This window comes from Dyadobacter sp. AC419 (assembly GCF_979253085.1).
Window position 1 is genome coordinate 1 of record NZ_CEEDCD010000005.1, and the last position, 21218, is coordinate 21218.

Below are 21218 nucleotides of genomic sequence, written 5' to 3' on the forward strand. Positions count from 1 at the left end.
TGTCATTTTTCAAACATTACAAGCCCGGGGCAAACGAAATCGAAAGTACGGGTGTCGGGCTGGCCATTGTCAAGAAAATTCTGGACGAAAAAGGCGGCATTATCCGCATCGAATCGGAGATGAATAAAGGCACGCGATTCATTTTTACCTGGCCAAAAACCGAAGGCTAAACAAGCTGAAACTGTTTAAGAATAACCTTTTTGAAAAAATAACCCTTTATAATAACTGTCAAATTCAATGACCCTTTCAACTCCCGTTCCAATGACCATACTATTGGTTGAAGATGATGAAGTAGATGTAATGAACGTAAAGCGTGCGTTCAAAAAAAATAATATTTCCAATCCGCTGGTCGTGGCGTCCAACGGCATCGAAGCACTTGCTGTGCTGCGTTCCCCGGCGACAGACAGTCGGCGCCCGAGAATCGTGCTGCTCGACCTGAATATGCCCAGAATGGGTGGAATCGAGTCTTTGAAAGAGATTCGTCAGGATCCCGAACTGAGCTCGCTTTCCGTTTTTGTGATGACCACGTCTAATGAGGATAGCGACAAAATTGAAGCTTTCAACCTCAATGTGGCTGGTTATATCCTGAAACCGCTTTCAATGGACCGCTTTATTTTCTGCAGTGTCCACTTTGAACAGTTACTGGACGCTTCGCGAATATCCCGGCGAAATTTAAAATACATGTTTACCTCCCTCCATGGCTCCTATAAGCATTTTGTTAGTCGAAGACGATGAAATTGATGCGATGAACCTGCTTCGCGCACTTGAGAAATCGCAGGTGGAGATCGGGGAGGTAAAAATTTGTAAGTATGCCGAAGATGCCCTGCTAACATTGGATTCGTGGGTGCCTGGATGCGTGTTTCTGGATTATCAGCTGCCAAAAACGAGCGGGGCTGGGGATCGCTCAAACCGATCAAAAAGATGGCGCCGGCATCTGCCGGTGATCGTTGCTCTCATCCCAGGGCGACGAGCGCATTGCCGTGGGAAATGATGAAGGCGGGAGCGACAGCTCGACCACCCCAAATCGGAGATAACTGCAGAGAAGCTGACGAAAGGCTTTTCATACATCAGAGCCAGAAATGCCTGGATGTAGAAAAGGATCGCGAGGAAGCAAAGGCATGAACCTGGCTGCAAAAGAGGAATTTATCAATAGAATTGCGCTCCTTCTCGTCCACGAACAATTATTTTTGTTCATTCGACATTCGGTATGGACCAACATTTTCCACAACAAAACAGATTCGGAAGGTACTTGGATATTCGGAAACGTCGACATTGTCAGCCGATCACAAAATAATGGCCTTTCGCAGATCATTCATAACCAGGTCCATGCTTATTTTTCGGCGGCACCATCGCCACCAGGCGGCATCGAGGCCAGAGGACGAGTGATGTCATTGCATATCCCAAGTAGTATCCGGCTTCAAGCATAAGGAACTGTGCTCGGAAGTCTGGACAATAGACGCGTGAAGTGCCGTTCAAACGAAAGATGAGTTTGAGGGATTGGTTCAGGAAGGCTCCTGGTGGCACGGCCATCGACATCATCGAGCCGCAAAGCGGCGGAGCAAGGGAGCATCATGTCAGGCGAAATATGTATGGACGCCGAAGAAGCCACGCCGTCATCATTTAGTCTGACTTCCTATCCACGATGAACCACGAAATCTGCATGCCCATGAACGGGATTATCGGATTTACAGACATTCTGCTGCATAGCGACTTCACCGGGCAGGACAAGGAATATTTGAAAATGATCAAAAATTCCGCTCGATAATCTGCTCGTTATCCTTAATGATGTGCTGGATTTCTCCAAAATTGAAGCTGGCAAATTTGTCCTCGAAAGCTTTGAATTTGATTTGAAAGAAAGCTTGATTTTTTGGTCAAAACATTTGAAGTGAGGGCGAAGGAGAAATCGATCGATTTGCTGTTTCATTGCGACGATAATGTGCCTCAGATATCTGATCGGCGACGTTTATCGTTTAAACCAGATCCTGATTAACCTCGTCGGCAATGCCATTAAATTTACTGAGGATGGTTTTGTAAAAATCGCTGTGCATCTGGAAAATGATCACGGCGCCAATGTCGACCTGAAAATCGACGTTTTCGGACTCAGGAATAGGGATTTCCGAGATAAGCTTAACATCATTTTCAATAGTTTTGCACAAGCCCATCGTAACAATGCGACCCGATATTTTGGCGGCACAGGCCTTGGATTAAGCATTACCCGAAAGATTACGGAGCTCATGAACGGCTCTATTTCCGCTCAAAGCAAACTGGGTGAAGGTGCAACATTCAGCGTCGTGCTTAATTTTGAAAAGGAGGCGTTTACCGGGAAGAAGAACAGGCCAAAGCACCGGAAAATCTCTCGCTAAAAGGATATCGGATATTGGTTGCTGACGACGTTCCCGCAAACCAAATGTTGCTAAAACACTTGCTGAGGCGCTGGGATGCAGCATTTACAATTTGTGAAAATGGCATGGAAGTGCTCACCCATCTCGACGACGACACGGCATATGACCTCATTTTGATGGACATTCAAATGCCTGTTATGGATGGCATTACGGCAATGAAACGCATTCGGAGCCATTATCCAAAATATGAAAAAGTGCCCGTCATTGCCTTTACGGCAGACACTTTTTCCGAAAATTCGCCAGAACTGGAAGCCTGCAAGTTCAGCGACTTTGTAACCAAACCATTCCGAGCCGAAGAGCTGATCCGCGTCATTAACCGGCACATTAAATTCGCCGACTCTCCTCAATCTGCGCCGATTTTAAAGTGAAACTTCCTTCCTAGCCGCTAACCCAATCTGCGCTTTAATCTTTACCGAACCAGCAGCCGTATGTTTGGAAAGATCATTTCATGAAATCCGAAGCGAAAATCACACTAATCGTCATAACCATCATCCTGGGCGCATTTTTACTCACATTATCAAGCTGCTCTTTCAAAAGGATCAGTCGGACCAAGGACATTATTTATCAGCCAGCTGAAAAATCACTAGCCGGGCAGCATTTAAATATTTTCGCGCCTCGTAACCATGATAAGCCGCATGACGTGATCATTTTCGTCCACGGCGGCAACTGGAATTCCGGCAAAAAATCGCAATACAGCATTATAGGAAGCCATTGGGCCAAGAAGGGCGTGGTTTACGTGATCATTGATTATCCTTTAAGCGCGGCGGCGCAGTATGATGCTATGGCCGAGTTGACTGCAAAATCCGTAAAATGGGTGAGAGACAACATTGCGAAATATGGCGGCGATCCGCAGCGTATTTTCATATCCGGACATTCCGCGGGCGGACATCTGGCTGCATTGGTCTCCATTGATGATCAATATTTTAAAAGCCTCGGCATTGCAAACCCCATTGCAGGAACCATCCTGATCGACGCAGCCGGACTGGATATGTACGGCTATTTGATGGAAGAAAAATTTCAGCCGGGAAACACATATCTAAACACATTCACTAGCAAGCCAGAAATCTGGAAAAAGGCAACTCCGCTGTATCATTTGCACAAAAACATGCCTCCAATGCTCATTTACCGCGGCGGCCGCACGTATCCATCGATCATCGCAAGCAACGAGAAATTCATCAAAGCGTTACAAGAATTCGCCCCCGAAACGCCCTATCGTATTCAAAAAAGCAAGAAACACATTCCAATGATCACCCAATTCTTCAACCCCTGGAACGAGAGATACGAAGAGATCATAGCCTGGATGAAAAGTGTAAAAGGAAGCCAGAATTTACCGGCAGATAATTCAAGCGCGGCGGTGGGTAAATGATGGTGGGTTCGAGTGGTTGTGGGGAAAATGTTTTGGTCAAATGGCTTATATTTACGGATCACATTCACGCACGGCATGAAGGGTTACAATTACAAGAAAGCGGTTCAGCTGATCAATTATTTTGCTGCATATAATCAGGGTGCCATCAATAAAATGAAGGCATTTAAACTGATATGGCTGGTTAACAGACTGCATCTCAGAAAATACGCCCGCACGGTCACTGGCGACATACATTATGCAATGGAATGGGGCGCAGTTCCTTCAAAGTACAAAGAATCTCATCGAAAGTAAGGTTAGTCCGCAATCCGCTGAAAAGCATTATTTCGACCAATATTTGTCTCTGGAAGGACAGACTATAAATACAGTCCAAGAAATAAACGCAAAGGTTTTTTCGGAAACCGACCTGGAAGTTGCCGATAAGATTTTGAAGCATTATAATGGTCTGGACCAATTTCAGCTCGCAGAATATTCTCATTATTTTCCTGAATGGAAGAGATTCCAGGAAAAAATTGAAAAGTCAGGTTCCAGTTACAAAATGGAAATTAATGACTTCTTCGAAAATTATATAGACGAAAAAGGGCTATTCAACGATAATAAGGAAGATTTGGAAATAGCTAAGGAGCTATTTTTCGAAACTGCAAACGCTTAGCCGTCGGCAAACATGACGGCAGAAGTGCTAAAAGAGGCATTCGTCTCTGGAAATATTTTATACATTTCAGATCCGCAGATCGCGAATGGCATTCCGCATTATCACATATTTATTAAAAAAATCGACGGCAACTATCTGACAACAGCATGCTGCACCTCGCAGTTTGATAAGAACCTGAAGCACATTCAACGTGTCAGAGAAAGCCTGGATACATTGGTCTGTATTGATCATGAAACGGCAGATAATCGACTTCATGATTTCACTTACGTTAATTGCAACAACTATTTTACTTACACGGAAGCAGAAATGCTAATGCTGAATGCAAAACGCGAAATTCCATTGTGCGGGTTTATAACGGCATTCGAATTTCAGAAAATAATAAAGGGCTTTCTTGCGAGTAGGCGGATTGATGAAGAGTTCAAGGACGAAATAAGAGAGCTCCAAGATTTAAATAGCAATTAATGTCTTGTTGAAAATTCCCCAAATATATTTATATTTGTTCAATGAAGAAATTCTCAACGATTAAAGAAGCATTTGACTGGTGGATAAAAACAATTTATCCTAATCTTTCTCCTGAGCAGAAAAAAGGGAAATTAACAAATGCCTGGCGAGACTACATTCACAAGGGAAGCATGTCTGAATCCAGAATGAAAGAGATTTTAATCGAATTTGGCCATTTTGAAATTGAAACAATTATTACATATAAGCCTTAACCGGCTTTTTATTTGCCTTAAATTTGGGGAATTTTCAACAAAGTTGGTAAAAAAGAAACCCCGGAGCGTTGCCACACAAACAACGACATCCGGGTCGATCCGCATCAAGTTACTAATCAAACGCTCACAAATCTATTGAACCACTTCGAAATTTAACAAACAAAAAAATGAACGGCAGGGATCAACAATTTATCGGTAACGAAGCAGCATTAATGCAGCAATGCGCAATCGTGAAAGAGTTCTTTCAAACCGATAACGCCAGCGAAATGATCCGATCCATCCATACTATGATCGAGAGCTTTTTATTTACAGAAAATCTGACCCAGGTAACGCCCGAAATGCGGGAACATATCGTGAATCAGTTGCGCGTCGCAACGCTGGGGGCACGATTAGGAAATAATTACGACGGATTGAAGGAAGGGTGATTTGGATTTTCTAATGCCTGCATTGGTGGGTTTTAGGAGGCTCCATCCGGAGCCGATAATTCCGCAATGATGCATTTCTAGAAACTGGGGGTTCCTCCGGAACCTGCTGTGAATGAATCTCGCGATTAACCTCCTAACAAACCGAAAAAACCTTCGTCTCCGTCGTAATGTAAATCTTCCGGTTTTTGGCCAGATCCATTTGATAGCCGCCGGTGAAAACGCCGAAACTGGGGACGATGGCTTGATGATTGTCAATTACAAAACATGGCAGACGGACACTCTGGCGGCCTTTTCCGTAAGCTGTGAAAACGGGATGGACGTGGCCAGCGAACGTGAATTTGTCGCCAACGGCCTCTACTTTTGGATGGTGAGTGAAGACAAAATCGCCTTCTTCAAAATCATTTAAATGCACTTCCAGGTCGGCTTCCAAAAACAGACTGACGGGCAAAATGTCGTGATTACCGATCACAATCAACATTTCAATGCAATGGTGCTCCGTGCGCCAATTTTTAAAAAGCTCCCATTCAGCATTGTATTGCGCGTGAAAAAGGTCACCCAGAAAGATAATGCGGGTTGCGCCGGTGCTTTGAACGAGTTCGTTAAGTCTGATGAAATTGTTTTCAATCGCATTGGAGGAAGAAGCGCGATGCCCTCTTTTCTGAAATGCGTAATCTTGCCCAAATGGAGGTCTCCGATCAATAATGTCTGCGTTTCTTCCCAAAAAATGGCCCTTTGTGTGAGTAAAATAAAATGGTTTCCTCTAATTTCAATCTGCATTACTATACTGTTTGATCATTTTCTGGATCCGGTCGTCCAGCTTTTCCGAAGTTAACTGTTCGCGCAACCGATCCACCATAATAGGGAACGAAAAAGGCGTTGGTTTACGGGTTTGTTTCACAATTATTTTCTGCGTTGCAATCCGGTCGAGCGCCTGCCGCATCCGCACTTCCTCCAATTGATAGGTCAAAACTTCCTGATAAGCCTGCTTGATCAGCAGATTATTGTCTTCATATTTGGTCATCACAGTGAACAACAATGAGCTTGATGCCTGCAACTGGCGCGTTTTAACGTTTTTGCCCGGATAACCCTGGAACATTAACCCGGAAATGGCAGCAATTTCCCTGAATTTCCGCTTAGCCATTTCGGTCGCATTGACGCTTTGATAAATGTCATCCACGAGATGTTTGGTTCGAAAACACATCAATTTCCCGCATGATCTTTTCGAAGTCAATATATTGATCACTAAGCAGTTCGAAGCCATAATCATTCATAGCAACAGAAAATGTGATCGGCGTGAGCTTGCTGATGCGATAAGCCAGAATGATCGACATGCCTTCGTGAACCAGCCGACCTTCAAACGGGAAAATAAAAATGTGATGCCCTTCCCTCGTTTCACATTGTTCGATGAGCAGTTCGTCAGTTTTCGGGATCATAGAGCGGCTACGTTGCAATTCCAGTAGAGGCTGCATTTTTGCCAATTCTTTCTCCTTATGCGGATTTTCAAGCGCATCAGCGAGGCGTTCACGGATAAATGTCGACAGTTGAGAAGAAAGCGGCATCCTACCGCCGGCCCATCGAACCAAAAAGCCTTTTTTGCCTTCCGCCTTTTTTACACTCACCGTCATTTCATGGATTCTGACAAATTCGACTGTCATTCCGGCAAATGTGAAAACGTCGCCGGGCTTCATCCAGGTCACGAAAGATTCTTCAACCGTCCCCAGATATTTTCCGCTTTGCAGCTTCACCTTAATGCCTGTTTCAGACACAATTGTGCCCATACTGAGCCTGTGACGCAATGCAACACGCCGACTGGTGACTTTGTAAAGGCCGTCGACGTGCTCCACTTTTTTATATTCGTCGTAAACCAAAAGCGATGAGCTGCCCGTGGTAATGTAGCCCAAAAGCCATTCCCACTCCTGCCTGTTGAGATATTGATAACCGTAAGCATCGCAGACTTCTTCGAATAATTGCGCTTCGTTAAAACCTTCGCCAACGGCCAAAGTCATCATCCATTGCGCCAAAACATCAAATGCATGCGCAACGGGCGGACGGTCTTCCAGGATATTTTGTGCAACGCCTTCACGCAGGGAAACTGCTTCTATGAGTTCGAGCGCATTGGTCGGACAAAAATAGATCTTGCTATCAACGCCCGGCCGGTGTCCGCTCCTACCCGCCCGCTGAATAAACCGGGCAATGCTTTTGGGGCTGCCGACTTGTATAACCGTATCCACCGGCCTGAAATCGACACCTAAATCGAGGCTGGCGGTGCAAATAACCAGCTTCAACCGCTCGTCATGCAGCGCTTCCTCCACCCAATCACGAATTTCCCGATCCAGCGAAGCGTGGTGCAATGCCATGATGCCTGCGAATTCGGGATATTTTTCAATGATCGTTCGATACCAGATTTCAGTCCCGGACCTTGTGTTGGTAAAAAGCAAAGTTGTTTTACTCTGATTAACGATCTCAACAACCTGATCCACAAGCCTCGTCCCCATATAACCCGACCACGGCAATGTTTCAACGCGCGGCGGAATAATGCTTTCGACCAGGATTTTTTTGTCTGTATTGGCTTTGATAATCGTCGATTTGCCAACCGGAAACTTCATTCCCAGCAACACATGTTTCGCCTCAGTCAAATTGCCGATGGTCGCTGAAATGCCCCAGGTTTGCAAATCCGGCTTAATGCTTCGTAACCTTGCCAACGTCAGCTCGGTTTGCGTTCCGCGCTTGCTTCCCATGAGCTCGTGCCATTCATCGACAACAATCGTGTGCAGGTTTTTGAATATTTCAGAACTGTTTTTTTGGGCAAAAAGAATGTGCAGACTTTCCGGCGTAATGATCAGCGCATCAGGCATTTGCTTTTTCTGATCGCTTCTGTCTTTTGAATTTGTATCTCCGGTGCGAATGCCTACGCGCCAGGTCAGGTTCATTTCCAGGGATGCGGTTTCCATGTTACGGAACAGATCTTTGGAAAGCGCACGGAGCGGCGTAATCCAAAGGACTTGCAAGCCTCGTTTTGGTTTGAGCTCTTTGTCAGCTCGCTCATTCATATGCCGGATCAGAATCGGGACCCAGAGTGAATAGGTTTTCCCGCTTCCCGTCGGCGCATTGACCAACCCGCTTTTCCCCTCCAGATAAGCCTCAGCTGCCTCGCGCTGAAAAGCCGCCCACTTCCATTTTTTAGATTTAAACCACTGCTCAGCAACGGTATGCCCGGGGGATTTGGTCAAGGTGGATTGCAAAATAAAGTTTAATTAAAACCACTAAAAACTTATTCCATAAAGGAACATTCAACGGGAAAAGCTAAATTATATTTAAATCTTAGATTCTTGGTATATTTGTTATGACTCATACTATAACGACATGCTAACCACGATTGAAGGAATATACGAAAATGGGAAGGTGATTTTGAAGGAAATCCCTCCCGTCAAAACAAAAGCAAAAGTGCTTATCACTTTTATGGCTGAGTCAGACCGTCTCAGTTCAGTGGAAAAGCGCCCATTGGGAACCATGAAAGGCACAATCAAAATGTCTGACGACTTTAACGATCCGATTGACGACTTGAAAGACTACATGTGATGGCATATTTGCTTGATACACACGTAGTACTCTGGGCTTTGGACGAAGAGAACCGCCTTTCAACTAGATCCAGATACATTATTTCCGACGTAAATTCCACATGTTTCGTAAGCGTAATCTCCTTCTTCGAAATGGCGATTAAAAAGAAGCTTGGTAAACTGGAATTGTCTAAGCCAATTTCTGAATATGTCCATGAACTCGAAAGAATCGGAATAACAGTGTTGCCAATCTCGAATGCAACGCTCGATAGCTATGAGCAAATTCCTTACATCGCCAACCATGGTGATCCATTTGATCGCCTAATTCTTGCAACTGCGCTCTCGGAAAACTTGAAGGTTATATCGGCTGATGAAAAGTTTAGCCAATACAATAATATAATCGAATTACTCTGGTAACCTCACCTGTACATCTCCAAAATCCCCTTCAACCCTTCCAGCGTATCTGCTTCTGCGGCTTTTTTGTCTTTGCGCCAGCGGAGGATTCTTGGGAACCTTACTGCGATGCCGGATTTGTGTCGGGATGATTCGTTGATGCCTTCGAAACCAATTTCAAAAACCAGTTCAGGTTTTACGGTTCTTACCGGGCCGAATTTTTCAAGGATATTCCTTTTAATAAAATAATCAACCTGACCGATTTCTACATCCGTCAAAGCCAGAATATGCCTTTGCGAAAGGGACCAGTTTTCCGTCTTCTCCCCAAACGGCGAATGTATAATCCGTGAACAGCTCGGCGCGACGTCCGGAGCCTTTTTGGGGATAAATCAAAACCGCATTCTCAAACACTCAAAGGATTGATTTTCCATTTCCACCAATCGCCCTTCTTCCGACGCGACCTGATAGGTGCTGGCTTTGCGTTTGATCATAAAACCCTCAGCAATGTTTTGCCGCGAAAGTCCATGCAATTCGCTCAGCACAGCCCATTCTTTAAAATCGATGAGCGGCGAAAGATTGAATATAAACTGATTGGGCACATTCTGATGGATCACTCTCCAGTTCAGCGCGTCGCTGTTGCTGCGATAAGCCTCTTATATCCACACCATTGACTTCCAAAATATCATAAGCAAGAAATGCAACCGGCGCTTCTTCAAGCACTTTTTTAGACAGATTTTTCCGGCCAGATCCGCGTTTGCAGACACATTAAACGGCATCGGTTTGTCATCCATATAACTGACGATCTCGCCATCAAGCACCGTTCCATTGGGCAAAACCTCGCTCAGGAAATGCAACTCAGGAAATTTCTCTGTCGAAAGCTCCTCGCCCCGCGTCCAGATGAAAAGCTCGTTGTTGCGATAAATGATCTGCGACCGGATCCCATCCCATTTCCATTCAGCAAACCAATCATCGGGATCGCCCAAATCAGAAACGTCGCCTTCGATCGGATATGCCAGGAAAAAAGGATACGGGCGGGAGGCGTTATCATTTTCGCCTTTGTCCAAAATCAATTGCTCAAATGTAATGTCCTTCGGGTCCCACTGGCCCATCACGCGGTGCGCGATAATATTGGAATCCGTTTCAGTCGCTTCTGCCAATGCCCTTACCACCAATGTTTGCGAAACACCGATGCGGAAACTGCCCATTAAGAGCTTGTTAAATACGAAAGTTTCATGTTGCGACAATTGCATCCAGGCCTGCACAATGTGGTCATGCTTCTCCTCGTCCGTCATTCCGGGCAACATCCCCAGATAGTAAAACCAGTCCGTAAGTGATTTGTCCGAAGCCTCAACCTGATTTCTAGGCAGTAGCAACGAAATGGTCTCTGCAGGTCGCCGACGCTTTGATAACTTTCCTGAAAAAGCCACATCGGAATGTCCGCTTCCTGCGCCGCCCACTCCTTAACCATGGTGCGGTTAACTTTGAAAGAAGGCCTGCGACCGGTAAAAAGTGTCAATGCCCAAAGTTTGTCATCATCCGGCGCTGAAAGAAAATATTGTTTCATCAACTCCACCTTTGCATTGGTTTTGTTGGTCCGGTCGAGGTTCATGAAAAGTTCTGCAAATTGCTTCATAAGGCCTCGCCTCCTTTCTCTTCCGCACCGGCAGAAGCCGACTTTTCAGGAGCGTCCAATGACTCCTTATGTTGCTCGTAAGCCTCAATTCCAGCACTAATATCCTGCACAACTTCTTCTTCCTCGCTCTCATCTTCATTGCCATACATGGTGTGCACCTCGCCGGCCTCAATGCCGTTTTCATTGAGCCAACGCGAATAAATGCTTGTATAACCATGTGTTACGTACACTTTTCAGCACCGGATTCTTTTACTGCCGTGTTTAATCAGGCCAGTCGACGTGGTCGCTCAGCACAAATCCCTGATCGACGGCACGGCGATTTTGGGCACCCCGCAACGCCATCCAGCCCGATCATATCCCAATGAATAAGGATTAAATTTTTTGATCCAAGTGCTGCTATCGACCGAAGGCGGAGCCAAAACCAGTGATCCGCGGAAGAGCTTGCGGTCGGTTTCTTTGGTTACCAATGTTAGTTCCGGCAGATCATGTCTGGCTTGTCTCAGCCTTCGTTTAATGTATAAATGGCGCCGTGCGCGTATATAATGTTGTCCTGCAATTGGATATTTTTCAAAATCCGCTGCATTTTACCTAAAGAATAACCCATCAAAATACTTGCTTTCCCGTCCGCTTTGTTCTGCGCCCACCAGTTATCGATTTCCGACATAACTTCGTGCTGAGGCTGCCATTTGTAAATCGGCAGGCCAAATGTAGATTCCGTGATAAATACATTGCATTTGACGGGCTCAAAAGGAACAGCAAAATTGTCATTTTCCAGCTTGTAATGACCGCTGGCAACCCAAACTTCACCCTTATATTCCACTCTTACCTGCGCCGAGCCAATGATGTGGCCAGCAGGATGCAGCGAGACGGTAACGCCATTGATCATGAACTTCTCGCCATATTCGACGGTTTGCAGCGAAATGTCCTGCCCTAATCGCAGCCTGTAAAATGGGCTCGCTATCCTTGTGGGCCAGATAATGCTTGCTTCCCCAGCGTGCATGGTCGCTGTGTGCATGTGTGATGATGGCGCGGTCGACTGGAATCCACGGATCAATGTGCGCATCCGCGACGGTGCAGTATATACTTTTTCCTGTAAATTGTAAAAGTGATGGTGCTGGCATAGCATTGAAAATATTAAAAGTGTGCCATGCTCCATTCGCGGTTCCAATGCCTTTGAAAATTAAATCGTACTTTTGAACCGACTACATTTGCTGGTCTAATGTCTATTATTTCTCACACTATAATGCAATGAAAAAAAAACTACAACTGCTGTCTGCACGGGACAAAGCAGTAATTAGATTAGAAGAGGCAAGCAGGATATTGTTAGAAAAAGCTGGTAACGACGAGGGTCTTTACCAAAATAGCCGATATGTAAAAATGGCTTCAAAACGAGCCTATACAGCAGCATTATTGATTGTTGACGAGTATTTAAGCACGCATCAAAACAAGCATTTCTCAAAACCTACCGATTTAGATGATTATGTTTTTCAATTGAAGCAATGCAATAAAGAATTGATGATCCTTTTAGTGGATGTTCATGCAAGGATATATATTCTCGGTAGTATTCATGGATCCAAGTCTCTCCGCAATATGCGAATTGGGCTAAAAAACATCAGTCAAATGCTCAATTTGATTTAAATCTTATCGTGTTAATTTATTAAACCTCAATGTCTTATCGAATCCTATTCCTACTTTTTATAATCCTTATTGGTTGTAGAGAGTGAAAAACGAGCCAAGAACGCCCCGAATAACTCTTCAGATTCAAGTAACTATAAAAATGAGCTCAAAATCAACCACGCCAAGGGCTTTACCATCACATATCATGACAAATTCAAGATTGTAAGCATATTAAGCCCGTTTGAAACCACAACGGACACTTCGAAATACATTTTACTCACACGTGGCGCTTCGCGTCCGCAAGGTTATGACGATGCGCAGGTGATCGAAATTCCGGCTAAAAGCCTCGTTGCGACTTCCTCGATGCATGTAGCCTTGCTCGAATTTCTAGGCGCCGAAAATGTGATAACCGGCCTGAGCAGCCCTCAATACATTTATTCTGAAAAAGTGCTGGCGATGATCAAGGCAGGAAAAGTCGCGAACATTGGCAGGGACCAGGGGTTAAATGAAGAAAAGCTCGTGGAAATGCATCCGGATGTGGTAATGGCAATGGGTGGCCCGGGAGCCAAAGCGGATCATTATGGCATATTGGCACAAGCTGGCATTCCCGTCCTGATTAATTCTGAATGGGTTGAAAAAACGCCGCTAGCACGGGCAGAATGGGTGAAAATTGTAGCTGCGCTAACCAATAAGGAAAAAGAGGTGAAAGATAAATTTGGCAAAATCGAATCTGAATATAACCGGCTTGCGAATCTCGCAAAAAAGGCGAAAGACAAGCCTTCCATTATTTCAGGGTTGAACACCAAAGACGGTGTGGTTTTTGCCGAATGGAGACAGTTATATGTCCCAGTTTTTCCTGGACGCGGGCGGGCAATATCATTGGAGCGAAACCAAGGCAACGGGCAGCCTGCCGCTTAACTTTGAGTCCGTTTATCCCATCGCATTGCAAGCCGATGCCTGGCTGAACGTTGGATTTGATAAAAACGATACGAAAGCGAATATTTTGGCACAAGATTCGCGTTACAGCGATTTCAAGGCTTATAAATCGGGGCGGATGTTCAGCTATAATGGTCATGTGAATGAGCAGGGAGCGAATGATTTTTTTGAGTCCGGAACGGTTAATCCGCACACCGTCCTGGCCGATCTGATCAAAATACTGCACCCGCAACTCATGCCGGAACACAAGCTGGTGTATTACAAACAGCTTCAATAATGGCTTCGTTTTCACTTAAAGAACAATCAAAAAAAGCACCTGAAATGGGGCGTCGCCTCATTTTTGCTGGCCTGATCGTGCTCGCCATTTTGTTCTTTACGCTTGACATTATGCTTGGTTCTGTCCAGATCCCTTTCAAGGAAGTGTTCAGGATCATCTTTTTCCAGGAATCAGAAAAAACGGCGTGGTTATTCATTATTGAAAAAATCCGCGTCCCGAAAGCTATCACCGCTGTGCTCGTCGGCTGCGGTTTGTCCGTTAGCGGCCTGCAAATGCAAACATTATTCAGAAATCCACTCGCTGGCCCTTCCGAACTTGGCATAACCGCAGGCGCAGGCTTAGGCGTTGCGGCTGTTATGCTTGCCGGTGGAAGCAGCGCAAGCATGTACGCGATCAGCAAGCTCGGGATTTCGGGGAGCTGGCTTATCATTGTCATGGCTTCTCTGGGTGCCGCGCTCGTTTTGGCACTCATTTTGCTGATCGCCGGTCGCATCAGGGACAATGTGATTCTGCTCATTGTCGGCGTTATGATCGGCACAATCACTTTGTCCGTCGTGAGCATCTGGCAATATTTGAGCCAGCCCGAGCAGTTGCAGGAATACATTATGTGGACTTTTGGTTCGCTGGGCGGCGTTACGCAATATCATTTGTATGCGCTTTCCGGAGTTGTCGCATTTGGCCTGCTGCTCGCATTTGTTTCTTCCAAAGCCCTTAACGCACTTTTATTGGGGGAAAATTATGCAAGAAGCATGGGATTGACCATTGGCAAAACCCGGCTCATCATTATGCTCAGCACGAGTTTGCTAACCGGCAGCATTACCGCTTTCTGCGGACCGATCGGCTTTGTCGGCATTGCCATTCCGCACATTACGCGATCCATCTTCGGCACATCGGATCACCGCGTTTTGATTCCGGGATGCTGTCTTACCGGGACGGTTTTGCTTTTACTATGCGACATCATTGCGCAGCTGCCGGGAATGGAAACTGTGATTCCCGTGAATGTTGTCACTGCTTTACTCGGTGCACCGGTGGTTATCTGGATCATTATCAGCCGCAATAATCTACGTTCTTCTTTCTCATGAGTGCTGCAAATTCCTTTCTCGAAACCCACAATTTATCGATTGGATACAAATCCAAAAGATCAGAAAGGATCATTTCAGAAAACCTGGATCTGAGGCTTGAAGCGGGACAGCTTGTATGCTTGCTAGGCTCCAATGGATCTGGAAAATCGACCTTAATGCGAACAATTGCCGGATTGCAGCCTGCTTTGGCGGGTTCCGTAATGATCGGGCAGCAGCAGCTTTCAGCATTAAAATCGGCAGATCTGGCTCAAAAGCTGAGCCTCGTTTTAACAGAACGCATTGAAGCTGGCAACCTTACTGCGCTGGAAGTGATCACATTAGGTCGCACGCCTTACACGGGATGGCTTGGCGCATTAAGCGACGCGGACCACGGAAAGATCGACGACGCAATTTCTCTGACCAATGTAGCGGAATTGATCCACCGGAAAATCCATCAGCTCAGCGACGGTGAAAGGCAAAAAGTCATGCTGGCCAGGGCGCTTGCACAGGACACGGACATTATTTTACTCGATGAACCCACAGCGCATCTCGACTTGCCCAGCCGGGTGGAAATGATGCGCCTGCTGCATACATTGGCCAAAACAACAAAAAAGGCCATATTGTTAAGCACACATGAGCTCGATCTTGCCTTGCAGGCGGCTGATATGCTCTGGCTGATGCAGCAAGATGGCACATTGGTAACAGGCGTCCCCGAGGATTTGGTTTTGAATGGTGCTTTTGAATCTGCTTTTGCCAAAAGCGGTTTCTTTTTCGATAAATCAAGCGGAACATTCAACATTTACCAGGACATCTGCACGCATTCTATTCACCTTTCCGGTGACCCGAAACTTGTATTCTGGACAAAAAGAGCATTGCAGCGCGAAGGATATGGCACTACAAACGATTCTGACGCATTATTCAAAATAATCTGCTCCGAAAAGAACAATGTTGCGCTTTGGGAAATTGAACAAAACGGCACAACATTCAAACATCAAACAATAGGCGATCTGATTGCAGGGATTAAATTGGTAACCTTGCGGTAACTTCCGTGAAATGGCTTAGTTTTGAATTGAGAAATTAGCCAATAGAAGCATACCCTTCACATGATCTTTTTAATTCCGCTGGCCATATGGCTTGGTGCGGCCAATTGTTTTCTGGCATTTTACAACGGAAGTCCACAACCATTCCGTCGCTCGCTGCTGACCGCGGCAATCGCGATTTTTTTCTTCATAGCAGCTTCCACCGAGCTGTTAAGTCCGGTAAATCTCATCCATGCAACTGCGATAAAGATAGTCTGGACAGCGCTCAATCTGGGTTTATTATTGATATTCAGGCGTTTGAGCACAAAGAAGAATTTGTCGATGCGGGCTATTGCGAAGACTTGGTTTATCAATAGCAAGGCGTTTCTCAGGGAAACAGGTGTGCTGACCAATGTAATTTTACTTTCCATTTTAAGCCTGACGTTTGCCGTTGCCGTTATAGCGCCTCCGAATAATATGGACTCGCTTGCCTATCATTTGAGCAGGCTAGGTTACTGGATCCAGAATGCCAATGTCAACCATTATGCCTCGCATATCGAACGCTCCATTTCGTTCAGTCCATTTTCGGAATATGTGCATTTGCATGCATTTCTGCTGTCCGGCAGTGAGCGCACTTTTCAATTGCTGCAATGGGCGTGCCTCGTTGGCATATTGATGTTCATTTCACTTTTGATCGAAATGTTTTCAGGCACAAAGGCTGCGATGCGGCTGGCACTTTGTTTTGCCGTGACCTTGCCCATTGTCGTTTTGGAAGCAATGACCACGCAAAACGACATTGTGGTTGCGTTTTTCATCATTGCCTGCGCCTTTTGTGCTTTCGATTTTGTAAAAACACAGAACCGCATTTCACTCATGCTGCTTGCTCCGGCGGCGGCGTTGGGCATGATGACCAAAGGGACTTTTGTTTTCTATACGCTCCCTTTTGCGCTTTATGCGTTCTTTTTTATGATTTCAAAACCGCCTTTGAGAAAATCGCTGGCGGGATTGATCATAGCTGCTTTGGTGCTGACGCTTTCGCTGCAACGGTCCTTTCTGGCTCCGGACTTATCAAATTTATAAAACGCCCATTGGCACTATGAGCAATGGCAACAAGAACGACATTTCCGATCCCGCCAATTTGCTCGCCTCACCTGCCAAGCATGTTTTCCTGCATCTGGGATTTGTCTCACCGGGAGATCAATATAACCAGTTAATGGCCAAGATATTAGAAGGATTTCATCAACTCATCGGCGTGCCGCTGAATCCTCCGGGACGGGCATGATCTTCAAGATGAACAAGCTGAATTTTAACGAAGACTTTGCGCACAATTTCTTCGGAATGTGGCTGATCGTTCTATCGTTTCCACTTCTGTTTTTTACCAAATTATCGAGCGCCTCCCGCTGGTATGCGGGCCTGGCCTTTCATAGCTTTTTGATTTTCTGCCTGTTTATTGGCTATCAAATCTACGGTTCCAGGCTGCACATCCCGTTTTTCACATTAATGGCACCGGTTATCGGAATGGTTTATACTGCGATCAAAATTCGCTGGCTGCCCGTTGTGATCAGCATAATGCTGTGGCTTTTTGCGCTGCCGTTTGCACTGCTGAGCACGAGCCATCCATTGCTTTCAACAAAGTGGTTTTTCGAGGATATTTTTCCAAAGATCAATTCAACATTCAGCCTGAACATTCACGTAAGTCCGGCCAACCTGAACCTGATGCAGCCAAGTATTCTGTCCGCACCTCCGGAAAAGATAATCTGGGGTGATAATTGGGACCATATGCACGGAATGCGGGCGTTTGTAGATGCACTCGGGGCGAAAAACATTGGATTTGATTTTGTGGAATCGAGCCTGGATTACGGTTATCAATACACATTGAGAAAGCCAGGACGGCATTTTGAACACGTTGCCGTGCGCAATGCTTCAAATGTTCTGGAAAGCAAAACCTTCGTTCCTGATTGCATAATCGCCGAGCACGATGAGGGCGCTGAGATGAATTATCGCGGCAAAACCTACGTTAAGAAATGGAGTAAGAACAACACATTTGTATACGTTCCTCTGAAATAAGCGCCGGATTAAACTATAAATGATCACCGTTAACAAACAGATATGACCGCTCTTGTAACTTGTAAAATCTTATTATTCAAGCTTTAATGTTAAAAATTGGGATGGAATGCTTGCGCTGGTGCACCCGGACGTGCGGCACGAGCCTAACCAGGGAGATGCGCGCATCGGCTTGGAAAAGTTCTCCGAATTTTTAGGCAAAATGGATGAATCATACGAGGAAACATTGACGGATATGGTGTTTTTCACAACGCCTGACGATTCTCGTGTTGCGGTTGAATTTGTTGTAAACGGCATTTATAAAAAAAGCGAAGAAGGCATGCCGGCAGCATACGGACAGCCTTACAAACTTTCCCGCGGCTGCATTTTTAGGAATTCAGGACGGAAAAATCAGCCGGGTGACGACTTTCTACAATCTTCCACTTTGGATCGACCTCGTTTCTGAACAAAAGAATGACTGATAATCTGACGATTTCGGATCCTATAGGGGCTTGGAAATAGCACCTGTGGCGGAGGGCTTAGGCGCATTGCGCATCGCAGTGTTTCACGATTATCCTTATTTGTACGAAGGCTTCGCTGGAATATGAAAAGGAATATTTGCAAATCTATGTCCAGTCCGAACGCGCCTTTTTATTCTCGGTTTTTGACCAGGGCAAAATGGTGGGTGCAACCACGTGCATTCCTTTGTCTGACGAAGCAGCTGAGGTCCGCAAACCGTTTGAAGACGCAGGATTCGATATAAACACCATTTTCTATTTTGGAGAAAGCAACTTCTTTTGCCAGAATACCGCGGTCTTGGGCTTAAGGGCATCGCTTCTTCGACGAGCGGGAAGCGCATGCCAGGAGTTTCGGAACTTACAAGCTAACCTGCTTTTGTTCTGTCGATCGTGGCGACAATCATCCTGCAAAACCTGGCAGATTATCGTCCTAATGATGCATTTTGGACAAAACGTGGTTATCAAAAAAGAGCCGGCATTGCAAAGCATTATGGAATGGCCGGACATTGGCGAAAATCTTCCTCCCCCAAAAATATGATTTTCTGGATCAAACCGCTTGACCATTAATGCCTGAATCAGTAATCGTTGCATCTGCCCAATATCCCATTACAAGGCACGCTGACTTTGGCAGCTGGAAAAAGCATGTGGAGCAATGGGTTCAGGAAGCTGCGGCTCAGGGCGCACAGCTTTTAATGTTCCCGGGAATATGGTGCTATGAGCTGGTGAGCATTCTGTCGGCTGAAATTCAACAAGATTTGATTCAGCAAATTGTTGAGCTGGACGCATATAAAGATCACTTCTGCGATGTTTTTGCTGATCTGGCAAAAAAATACAATGTCATTATAGTTGCTCCCAGCTTGCCCGTCGCGGAAGGTGGAAAGCATTTAAACCGGGCATTCGTATTTTCAGCAAAAGGCCTCGTTGGTTACCAGGACAAATTTTTCATGACCCGCTTTGAAAACGAAGAATGGGGAATTGCAAGCGGCGCCAAAAACCTGACTTTATTTGAAGCGGACTGGGGCAAATTCGGCATTCAAATTTGCTATGATATTGAATTCGGGATTGGCTCGCACTTCCTTTGCCATGCTGGCGCTTCCCTGATTTTGGCGCCGAGTTGCACAGAAACCATTCGCGGCGCTACGCGCGTACATGTGGGCGCAAGGGCTCGGGCACTTGAAAATCAAGCTTATACAGTCGTTTCGCAAACCGTCGGCGAGGCATCTTACGGTCTCCTGCTCGTTGACCTCAATTATGGCTATGCCGGGTTTTATTCCACTCCCGACAAAGGTTTGCCGGAAGAAGGCATTATCGCCGTTAAAACGCCGCAAGTTGAGGGCTGGTTTATCCAGGAACTTGATTTTTCAAAAATTGAAGATGTGAGAGAAGACGGACACGTTTTCAATTTCAAAGATCAGTCGAGAATAAACACTGAGCTTGCCGGTGAAGACATTAAGGTTATTTTTTCAAAACCCTGTTGACTTCATCCACCGAAACCCGGTCGGGCATGTTACCAAACTGCTGCCTTACGTAGGTCAGTAATTGTGCCATTTCTTCTGGTGATATGAAATCGTGCTTGGGCATCAGGTCATTATATGGCTTGCCGAGCACTTCGATAGGCCCTTCCAAGCCATTCGCTACGACTTTAATCAACTGTCTTTTGTCCTCCGTAATCCACTCGGAATTGACCAAAGGCGGAAAACGGCTGCCGTCGCCCTGGCCGTTGCGCTGGTGACATGGCGCGCAATAAGTGTTGTAAATTTTTTCGCCAGCAACCTTGGTGTCTTTATCCAGATTGTCCTTTATAATGTCGGGCATGCGGATGTTGCCCAGCAGCTTGTGCTTTTCCATGGAAGCCAGTTGAGGCGCGCCAAATGACTGTTTGTTCCCTTTGAACATTACCCGCCATATTTTCCCCTTCCGCGAATCGGTGATGTAAAGCGAGCCGTCAGGGCCTTCGGCTAGTCCCATTGGCCGGGCTTTGGCGTCGCTGACATTAATAATCGGGTCCATGCCAGCAAAACCATCCGCGAAGACTTCCCATTTCTCAGAAAAATTGCCATTCACCCAAGGCACAAAACAAACGAAATAACCGCCCTGTGGATAAGGGGCGCGGTTTGTAGAGCCGTGAAAGGCAATGAATGCTCCATTTTTATAGCGCTCGGGAAACTGATTTCCTGTGTAAAAAAGCACATCATTGGGTGCCCAGTGGCCGGGAAATCCAATAATCGGATTCTGATATTTTGCTCCTTCTCCTTCCTTTTTTCCATCGCCGCCGTATTCGGGGTTAAGAATTTTTTTGCCTTTCATCTGGTCAAAATAATAGTATGGCCAGCCCAGATCGGTGCCTGGCGTCACTTTTACAAATTCCTCGGCCGGCAACATTGCACTTTGCCAGGACGAATATATTTCTGGAAAAAGCCTGCGCAGATTGTCCCTGCCGTGTACAACTGCATATAAATTATTATCCGCATTATTCACCGGACTGCCGGAATCAAGCGGCGCACGAAAAACGCGAAAGCGTTTCACGATAAATGCGAAAACTAGAGAACGGACAATGAGAGGCTCGGTTAATATCGGCTGGCATAACCGAACCAGTAGAGGACAATACA

37 protein-coding genes and 1 pseudogene are annotated in these 21218 nt (G+C 45.8%); 26 read left to right on the forward strand and 12 right to left on the reverse strand.

Annotated features, from left to right (window positions below; genetic code table 11):
* Positions 1–80: 80 nt before the first annotated feature.
* The 13 genes and pseudogenes from AC0IYG_RS02610 to AC0IYG_RS02670 all read left to right on the forward strand — a co-directional run bounded on the left by AC0IYG_RS02610 (position 81) and on the right by AC0IYG_RS02670 (position 5555).
* Positions 81–170: a hypothetical protein gene (locus AC0IYG_RS02610; RefSeq protein ID WP_471709505.1), complete on the forward strand. Its 90-nt coding sequence runs from the start codon at positions 81–83 to the stop codon at positions 168–170.
* 91 nt (positions 171–261) lie between these two features.
* A complete protein-coding gene (locus tag AC0IYG_RS02615; RefSeq protein ID WP_471709470.1) occupies positions 262–735 on the forward strand; it encodes a response regulator in 474 nt (157 codons plus the stop codon).
* Between the two features lie 105 nt (positions 736–840).
* Positions 841–1122 carry a hypothetical protein gene (locus tag AC0IYG_RS02620; RefSeq protein WP_471709471.1) on the forward strand — a complete coding sequence of 94 codons (282 nt, stop codon included), beginning with the start codon at positions 841–843 and terminating at the stop codon, positions 1120–1122.
* On the forward strand, positions 1119–1427 hold the full coding sequence (locus AC0IYG_RS02625) for a hypothetical protein (RefSeq protein WP_471709472.1): 309 nt from the start codon (positions 1119–1121) through the stop codon (positions 1425–1427). The genes AC0IYG_RS02620 and AC0IYG_RS02625 overlap by 4 nt, the downstream gene beginning before the upstream one ends.
* Before the next feature lie 209 nt (positions 1428–1636).
* Positions 1637–1765: pseudogene (locus AC0IYG_RS02630) on the forward strand (hypothetical protein); the annotation flags it as partial.
* A gap of 169 nt (positions 1766–1934) precedes the next feature.
* Complete coding sequence (locus AC0IYG_RS02635) at positions 1935–2363, forward strand: ATP-binding protein (protein ID WP_471709473.1); 429 nt, start codon at positions 1935–1937, stop codon at positions 2361–2363.
* A gap of 14 nt (positions 2364–2377) precedes the next feature.
* A complete protein-coding gene (locus AC0IYG_RS02640) occupies positions 2378–2770 on the forward strand; it encodes a response regulator (RefSeq protein WP_471709474.1) in 393 nt (130 codons plus the stop codon).
* A gap of 80 nt (positions 2771–2850) precedes the next feature.
* Positions 2851–3768 carry an alpha/beta hydrolase gene (locus tag AC0IYG_RS02645; RefSeq protein WP_471709475.1) on the forward strand — a complete coding sequence of 306 codons (918 nt, stop codon included), beginning with the start codon at positions 2851–2853 and terminating at the stop codon, positions 3766–3768.
* A gap of 27 nt (positions 3769–3795) precedes the next feature.
* Positions 3796–4059, forward strand: a complete 264-nt coding sequence (locus AC0IYG_RS02650; protein ID WP_471709476.1) for a Panacea domain-containing protein — start codon at positions 3796–3798, stop codon at positions 4057–4059.
* Complete coding sequence (locus tag AC0IYG_RS02655; protein WP_471709477.1) at positions 4004–4417, forward strand: type II toxin-antitoxin system antitoxin SocA domain-containing protein; 414 nt, start codon at positions 4004–4006, stop codon at positions 4415–4417. Before AC0IYG_RS02650 ends, AC0IYG_RS02655 begins: the two co-directional genes overlap by 56 nt.
* A gap of 12 nt (positions 4418–4429) precedes the next feature.
* Complete coding sequence (locus AC0IYG_RS02660) at positions 4430–4879, forward strand: hypothetical protein (protein ID WP_471709478.1); 450 nt, start codon at positions 4430–4432, stop codon at positions 4877–4879.
* 41 nt (positions 4880–4920) lie between these two features.
* Positions 4921–5130 carry a hypothetical protein gene (locus AC0IYG_RS02665; RefSeq protein ID WP_471709479.1) on the forward strand — a complete coding sequence of 70 codons (210 nt, stop codon included), beginning with the start codon at positions 4921–4923 and terminating at the stop codon, positions 5128–5130.
* 167 nt (positions 5131–5297) lie between these two features.
* Positions 5298–5555: a hypothetical protein gene (locus AC0IYG_RS02670; RefSeq protein WP_471709480.1), complete on the forward strand. Its 258-nt coding sequence runs from the start codon at positions 5298–5300 to the stop codon at positions 5553–5555.
* Positions 5556–5688: 133 nt separating this feature from the next.
* Here AC0IYG_RS02670 and pdeM read toward each other — a convergent pair whose 3' ends face one another.
* From pdeM to AC0IYG_RS02685, 3 genes are read right to left on the reverse strand one after another with little or no spacing between them, the layout of a single operon-like run.
* Positions 5689–6276 (reverse strand): ligase-associated DNA damage response endonuclease PdeM, encoded by a 588-nt coding sequence (pdeM, locus tag AC0IYG_RS02675; protein ID WP_471709481.1) that lies wholly within the window; start codon positions 6274–6276, stop codon positions 5689–5691.
* A gap of 45 nt (positions 6277–6321) precedes the next feature.
* Positions 6322–6732, reverse strand: coding sequence for a hypothetical protein (locus tag AC0IYG_RS02680; protein ID WP_471709482.1), 411 nt, complete (start codon positions 6730–6732; stop codon positions 6322–6324).
* Positions 6725–8797, reverse strand: coding sequence for a ligase-associated DNA damage response DEXH box helicase (locus AC0IYG_RS02685; protein WP_471709483.1), 2073 nt, complete (start codon positions 8795–8797; stop codon positions 6725–6727). Before AC0IYG_RS02685 ends, AC0IYG_RS02680 begins: the two co-directional genes overlap by 8 nt.
* 121 nt (positions 8798–8918) lie before the next feature.
* Here AC0IYG_RS02685 and AC0IYG_RS02690 point away from each other — a divergent pair, with 121 nt between their 5' ends.
* Positions 8919–9134 (forward strand): hypothetical protein, encoded by a 216-nt coding sequence (locus AC0IYG_RS02690; RefSeq protein ID WP_471709484.1) that lies wholly within the window; start codon positions 8919–8921, stop codon positions 9132–9134.
* Positions 9134–9529 carry a type II toxin-antitoxin system VapC family toxin gene (locus AC0IYG_RS02695; RefSeq protein ID WP_471709506.1) on the forward strand — a complete coding sequence of 132 codons (396 nt, stop codon included), beginning with the start codon at positions 9134–9136 and terminating at the stop codon, positions 9527–9529. Before AC0IYG_RS02690 ends, AC0IYG_RS02695 begins: the two co-directional genes overlap by 1 nt.
* Before the next feature lie 2 nt (positions 9530–9531).
* On the opposite strand, the gene AC0IYG_RS02700 is transcribed toward AC0IYG_RS02695, so the two are convergent.
* The 7 genes from AC0IYG_RS02700 to AC0IYG_RS02730 form a co-directional block, all read right to left on the reverse strand.
* Positions 9532–9783 (reverse strand): ATP dependent DNA ligase, encoded by a 252-nt coding sequence (locus AC0IYG_RS02700; protein ID WP_471709485.1) that lies wholly within the window; start codon positions 9781–9783, stop codon positions 9532–9534.
* 111 nt (positions 9784–9894) lie between these two features.
* The gene (locus tag AC0IYG_RS02705) at positions 9895–10119 is read right to left on the reverse strand and encodes a hypothetical protein (protein ID WP_471709486.1); all 225 of its coding nucleotides are present in this window, start codon (positions 10117–10119) and stop codon (positions 9895–9897) included.
* A 39-nt stretch (positions 10120–10158) separates the two neighbouring features.
* The gene (locus AC0IYG_RS02710) at positions 10159–10878 is read right to left on the reverse strand and encodes an ATP-dependent DNA ligase (RefSeq protein ID WP_471709487.1); all 720 of its coding nucleotides are present in this window, start codon (positions 10876–10878) and stop codon (positions 10159–10161) included.
* Entirely contained in the window at positions 10794–11138 is a 345-nt protein-coding gene (locus AC0IYG_RS02715; protein ID WP_471709488.1) for a hypothetical protein, read from the reverse strand. The genes AC0IYG_RS02710 and AC0IYG_RS02715 overlap by 85 nt, the downstream gene beginning before the upstream one ends.
* Positions 11135–11368: a hypothetical protein gene (locus AC0IYG_RS02720; RefSeq protein ID WP_471709489.1), complete on the reverse strand. Its 234-nt coding sequence runs from the start codon at positions 11366–11368 to the stop codon at positions 11135–11137. Before AC0IYG_RS02720 ends, AC0IYG_RS02715 begins: the two co-directional genes overlap by 4 nt.
* Positions 11369–11425: 57 nt before the next feature.
* Positions 11426–11605, reverse strand: coding sequence for a hypothetical protein (locus tag AC0IYG_RS02725; protein ID WP_471709490.1), 180 nt, complete (start codon positions 11603–11605; stop codon positions 11426–11428).
* A gap of 32 nt (positions 11606–11637) precedes the next feature.
* On the reverse strand, positions 11638–12264 hold the full coding sequence (locus AC0IYG_RS02730) for a hypothetical protein (RefSeq protein ID WP_471709491.1): 627 nt from the start codon (positions 12262–12264) through the stop codon (positions 11638–11640).
* 122 nt (positions 12265–12386) lie between these two features.
* On the opposite strand from AC0IYG_RS02730, the gene AC0IYG_RS02735 reads away from it, so the two are divergent.
* The 9 genes from AC0IYG_RS02735 to AC0IYG_RS02775 all read left to right on the forward strand — a co-directional run bounded on the left by AC0IYG_RS02735 (position 12387) and on the right by AC0IYG_RS02775 (position 18557).
* Positions 12387–12776: a DUF5618 family protein gene (locus tag AC0IYG_RS02735; RefSeq protein ID WP_471709492.1), complete on the forward strand. Its 390-nt coding sequence runs from the start codon at positions 12387–12389 to the stop codon at positions 12774–12776.
* A 69-nt stretch (positions 12777–12845) separates the two neighbouring features.
* Positions 12846–13673 carry an ABC transporter substrate-binding protein gene (locus AC0IYG_RS02740; protein ID WP_471709493.1) on the forward strand — a complete coding sequence of 276 codons (828 nt, stop codon included), beginning with the start codon at positions 12846–12848 and terminating at the stop codon, positions 13671–13673.
* Complete coding sequence (locus tag AC0IYG_RS02745) at positions 13597–13968, forward strand: substrate-binding domain-containing protein (RefSeq protein ID WP_471709494.1); 372 nt, start codon at positions 13597–13599, stop codon at positions 13966–13968. The genes AC0IYG_RS02740 and AC0IYG_RS02745 overlap by 77 nt, the downstream gene beginning before the upstream one ends.
* Entirely contained in the window at positions 13968–15050 is a 1083-nt protein-coding gene (locus tag AC0IYG_RS02750) for a FecCD family ABC transporter permease (protein ID WP_471709495.1), read from the forward strand. Before AC0IYG_RS02745 ends, AC0IYG_RS02750 begins: the two co-directional genes overlap by 1 nt.
* Positions 15047–16072, forward strand: coding sequence for an ABC transporter ATP-binding protein (locus AC0IYG_RS02755; RefSeq protein ID WP_471709496.1), 1026 nt, complete (start codon positions 15047–15049; stop codon positions 16070–16072). Before AC0IYG_RS02750 ends, AC0IYG_RS02755 begins: the two co-directional genes overlap by 4 nt.
* Positions 16073–16132: 60 nt before the next feature.
* The gene (locus AC0IYG_RS02760; RefSeq protein ID WP_471709497.1) at positions 16133–17128 is read left to right on the forward strand and encodes a glycosyltransferase family 39 protein; all 996 of its coding nucleotides are present in this window, start codon (positions 16133–16135) and stop codon (positions 17126–17128) included.
* 16 nt (positions 17129–17144) lie between these two features.
* Positions 17145–17330: a hypothetical protein gene (locus tag AC0IYG_RS02765; RefSeq protein ID WP_471709498.1), complete on the forward strand. Its 186-nt coding sequence runs from the start codon at positions 17145–17147 to the stop codon at positions 17328–17330.
* Positions 17331–17338: 8 nt separating this feature from the next.
* Positions 17339–18115 (forward strand): hypothetical protein, encoded by a 777-nt coding sequence (locus AC0IYG_RS02770; RefSeq protein ID WP_471709499.1) that lies wholly within the window; start codon positions 17339–17341, stop codon positions 18113–18115.
* A gap of 106 nt (positions 18116–18221) precedes the next feature.
* A complete protein-coding gene (locus tag AC0IYG_RS02775) occupies positions 18222–18557 on the forward strand; it encodes a nuclear transport factor 2 family protein (protein ID WP_471709500.1) in 336 nt (111 codons plus the stop codon).
* 160 nt (positions 18558–18717) lie between these two features.
* On the opposite strand, the gene AC0IYG_RS02780 is transcribed toward AC0IYG_RS02775, so the two are convergent.
* Positions 18718–18861: a hypothetical protein gene (locus AC0IYG_RS02780; protein ID WP_471709501.1), complete on the reverse strand. Its 144-nt coding sequence runs from the start codon at positions 18859–18861 to the stop codon at positions 18718–18720.
* Positions 18862–18999: 138 nt separating this feature from the next.
* Between AC0IYG_RS02780 and AC0IYG_RS02785 the strand changes: the two genes are divergently transcribed.
* Both AC0IYG_RS02785 and AC0IYG_RS02790 read left to right on the forward strand, forming a co-directional pair.
* Positions 19000–19176, forward strand: coding sequence for a hypothetical protein (locus AC0IYG_RS02785; RefSeq protein ID WP_471709502.1), 177 nt, complete (start codon positions 19000–19002; stop codon positions 19174–19176).
* Entirely contained in the window at positions 19176–20087 is a 912-nt protein-coding gene (locus AC0IYG_RS02790; RefSeq protein WP_471709503.1) for a carbon-nitrogen hydrolase family protein, read from the forward strand. Before AC0IYG_RS02785 ends, AC0IYG_RS02790 begins: the two co-directional genes overlap by 1 nt.
* Here the strand turns inward: AC0IYG_RS02790 and AC0IYG_RS02795 are convergent.
* Positions 20065–21218, reverse strand: a 1154-nt coding sequence (locus tag AC0IYG_RS02795; protein WP_471709504.1) for a PQQ-dependent sugar dehydrogenase, incomplete at its 5' end; no start/stop codon positions are given. The genes AC0IYG_RS02790 and AC0IYG_RS02795 overlap by 23 nt on opposite strands.

Bases quoted from the DNA above. Each gene is read 5' to 3' on its own strand.
- AC0IYG_RS02615 (WP_471709470.1), top strand. From the start codon at position 262: ATGACCATACTATTGGTTGAAGATGATGAAGTAGATGTAATGAACGTA.
- AC0IYG_RS02625 (WP_471709472.1), top strand. From the start codon at position 1,119: ATGAACCTGGCTGCAAAAGAGGAATTTATCAATAGAATTGCGCTCCTT.
- AC0IYG_RS02635 (WP_471709473.1), top strand. From the start codon at position 1,935: ATGTGCCTCAGATATCTGATCGGCGACGTTTATCGTTTAAACCAGATC.
- AC0IYG_RS02645 (WP_471709475.1), top strand. From the start codon at position 2,851: ATGAAATCCGAAGCGAAAATCACACTAATCGTCATAACCATCATCCTG.
- AC0IYG_RS02650 (WP_471709476.1), top strand. From the start codon at position 3,796: ATGTTTTGGTCAAATGGCTTATATTTACGGATCACATTCACGCACGGC.
- AC0IYG_RS02655 (WP_471709477.1), top strand. From the start codon at position 4,004: ATGCAATGGAATGGGGCGCAGTTCCTTCAAAGTACAAAGAATCTCATC.
- AC0IYG_RS02660 (WP_471709478.1), top strand. From the start codon at position 4,430: ATGACGGCAGAAGTGCTAAAAGAGGCATTCGTCTCTGGAAATATTTTA.
- AC0IYG_RS02665 (WP_471709479.1), top strand. From the start codon at position 4,921: ATGAAGAAATTCTCAACGATTAAAGAAGCATTTGACTGGTGGATAAAA.
- AC0IYG_RS02670 (WP_471709480.1), top strand. From the start codon at position 5,298: ATGAACGGCAGGGATCAACAATTTATCGGTAACGAAGCAGCATTAATG.
- AC0IYG_RS02690 (WP_471709484.1), top strand. From the start codon at position 8,919: ATGCTAACCACGATTGAAGGAATATACGAAAATGGGAAGGTGATTTTG.
- AC0IYG_RS02695 (WP_471709506.1), top strand. From the start codon at position 9,134: ATGGCATATTTGCTTGATACACACGTAGTACTCTGGGCTTTGGACGAA.
- AC0IYG_RS02715 (WP_471709488.1), bottom strand. From the start codon at position 11,138: ATGAAGCAATTTGCAGAACTTTTCATGAACCTCGACCGGACCAACAAA.
- AC0IYG_RS02730 (WP_471709491.1), bottom strand. From the start codon at position 12,264: ATGCTATGCCAGCACCATCACTTTTACAATTTACAGGAAAAAGTATAT.
- AC0IYG_RS02735 (WP_471709492.1), top strand. From the start codon at position 12,387: ATGAAAAAAAAACTACAACTGCTGTCTGCACGGGACAAAGCAGTAATT.
- AC0IYG_RS02745 (WP_471709494.1), top strand. From the start codon at position 13,597: ATGTCCCAGTTTTTCCTGGACGCGGGCGGGCAATATCATTGGAGCGAA.
- AC0IYG_RS02750 (WP_471709495.1), top strand. From the start codon at position 13,968: ATGGCTTCGTTTTCACTTAAAGAACAATCAAAAAAAGCACCTGAAATG.
- AC0IYG_RS02755 (WP_471709496.1), top strand. From the start codon at position 15,047: ATGAGTGCTGCAAATTCCTTTCTCGAAACCCACAATTTATCGATTGGA.
- AC0IYG_RS02760 (WP_471709497.1), top strand. From the start codon at position 16,133: ATGATCTTTTTAATTCCGCTGGCCATATGGCTTGGTGCGGCCAATTGT.
- AC0IYG_RS02765 (WP_471709498.1), top strand. From the start codon at position 17,145: ATGAGCAATGGCAACAAGAACGACATTTCCGATCCCGCCAATTTGCTC.
- AC0IYG_RS02770 (WP_471709499.1), top strand. From the start codon at position 17,339: ATGAACAAGCTGAATTTTAACGAAGACTTTGCGCACAATTTCTTCGGA.
- AC0IYG_RS02775 (WP_471709500.1), top strand. From the start codon at position 18,222: ATGCTTGCGCTGGTGCACCCGGACGTGCGGCACGAGCCTAACCAGGGA.
- AC0IYG_RS02780 (WP_471709501.1), bottom strand. From the start codon at position 18,861: ATGGTGTTTATATCGAATCCTGCGTCTTCAAACGGTTTGCGGACCTCA.
- AC0IYG_RS02790 (WP_471709503.1), top strand. From the start codon at position 19,176: ATGCCTGAATCAGTAATCGTTGCATCTGCCCAATATCCCATTACAAGG.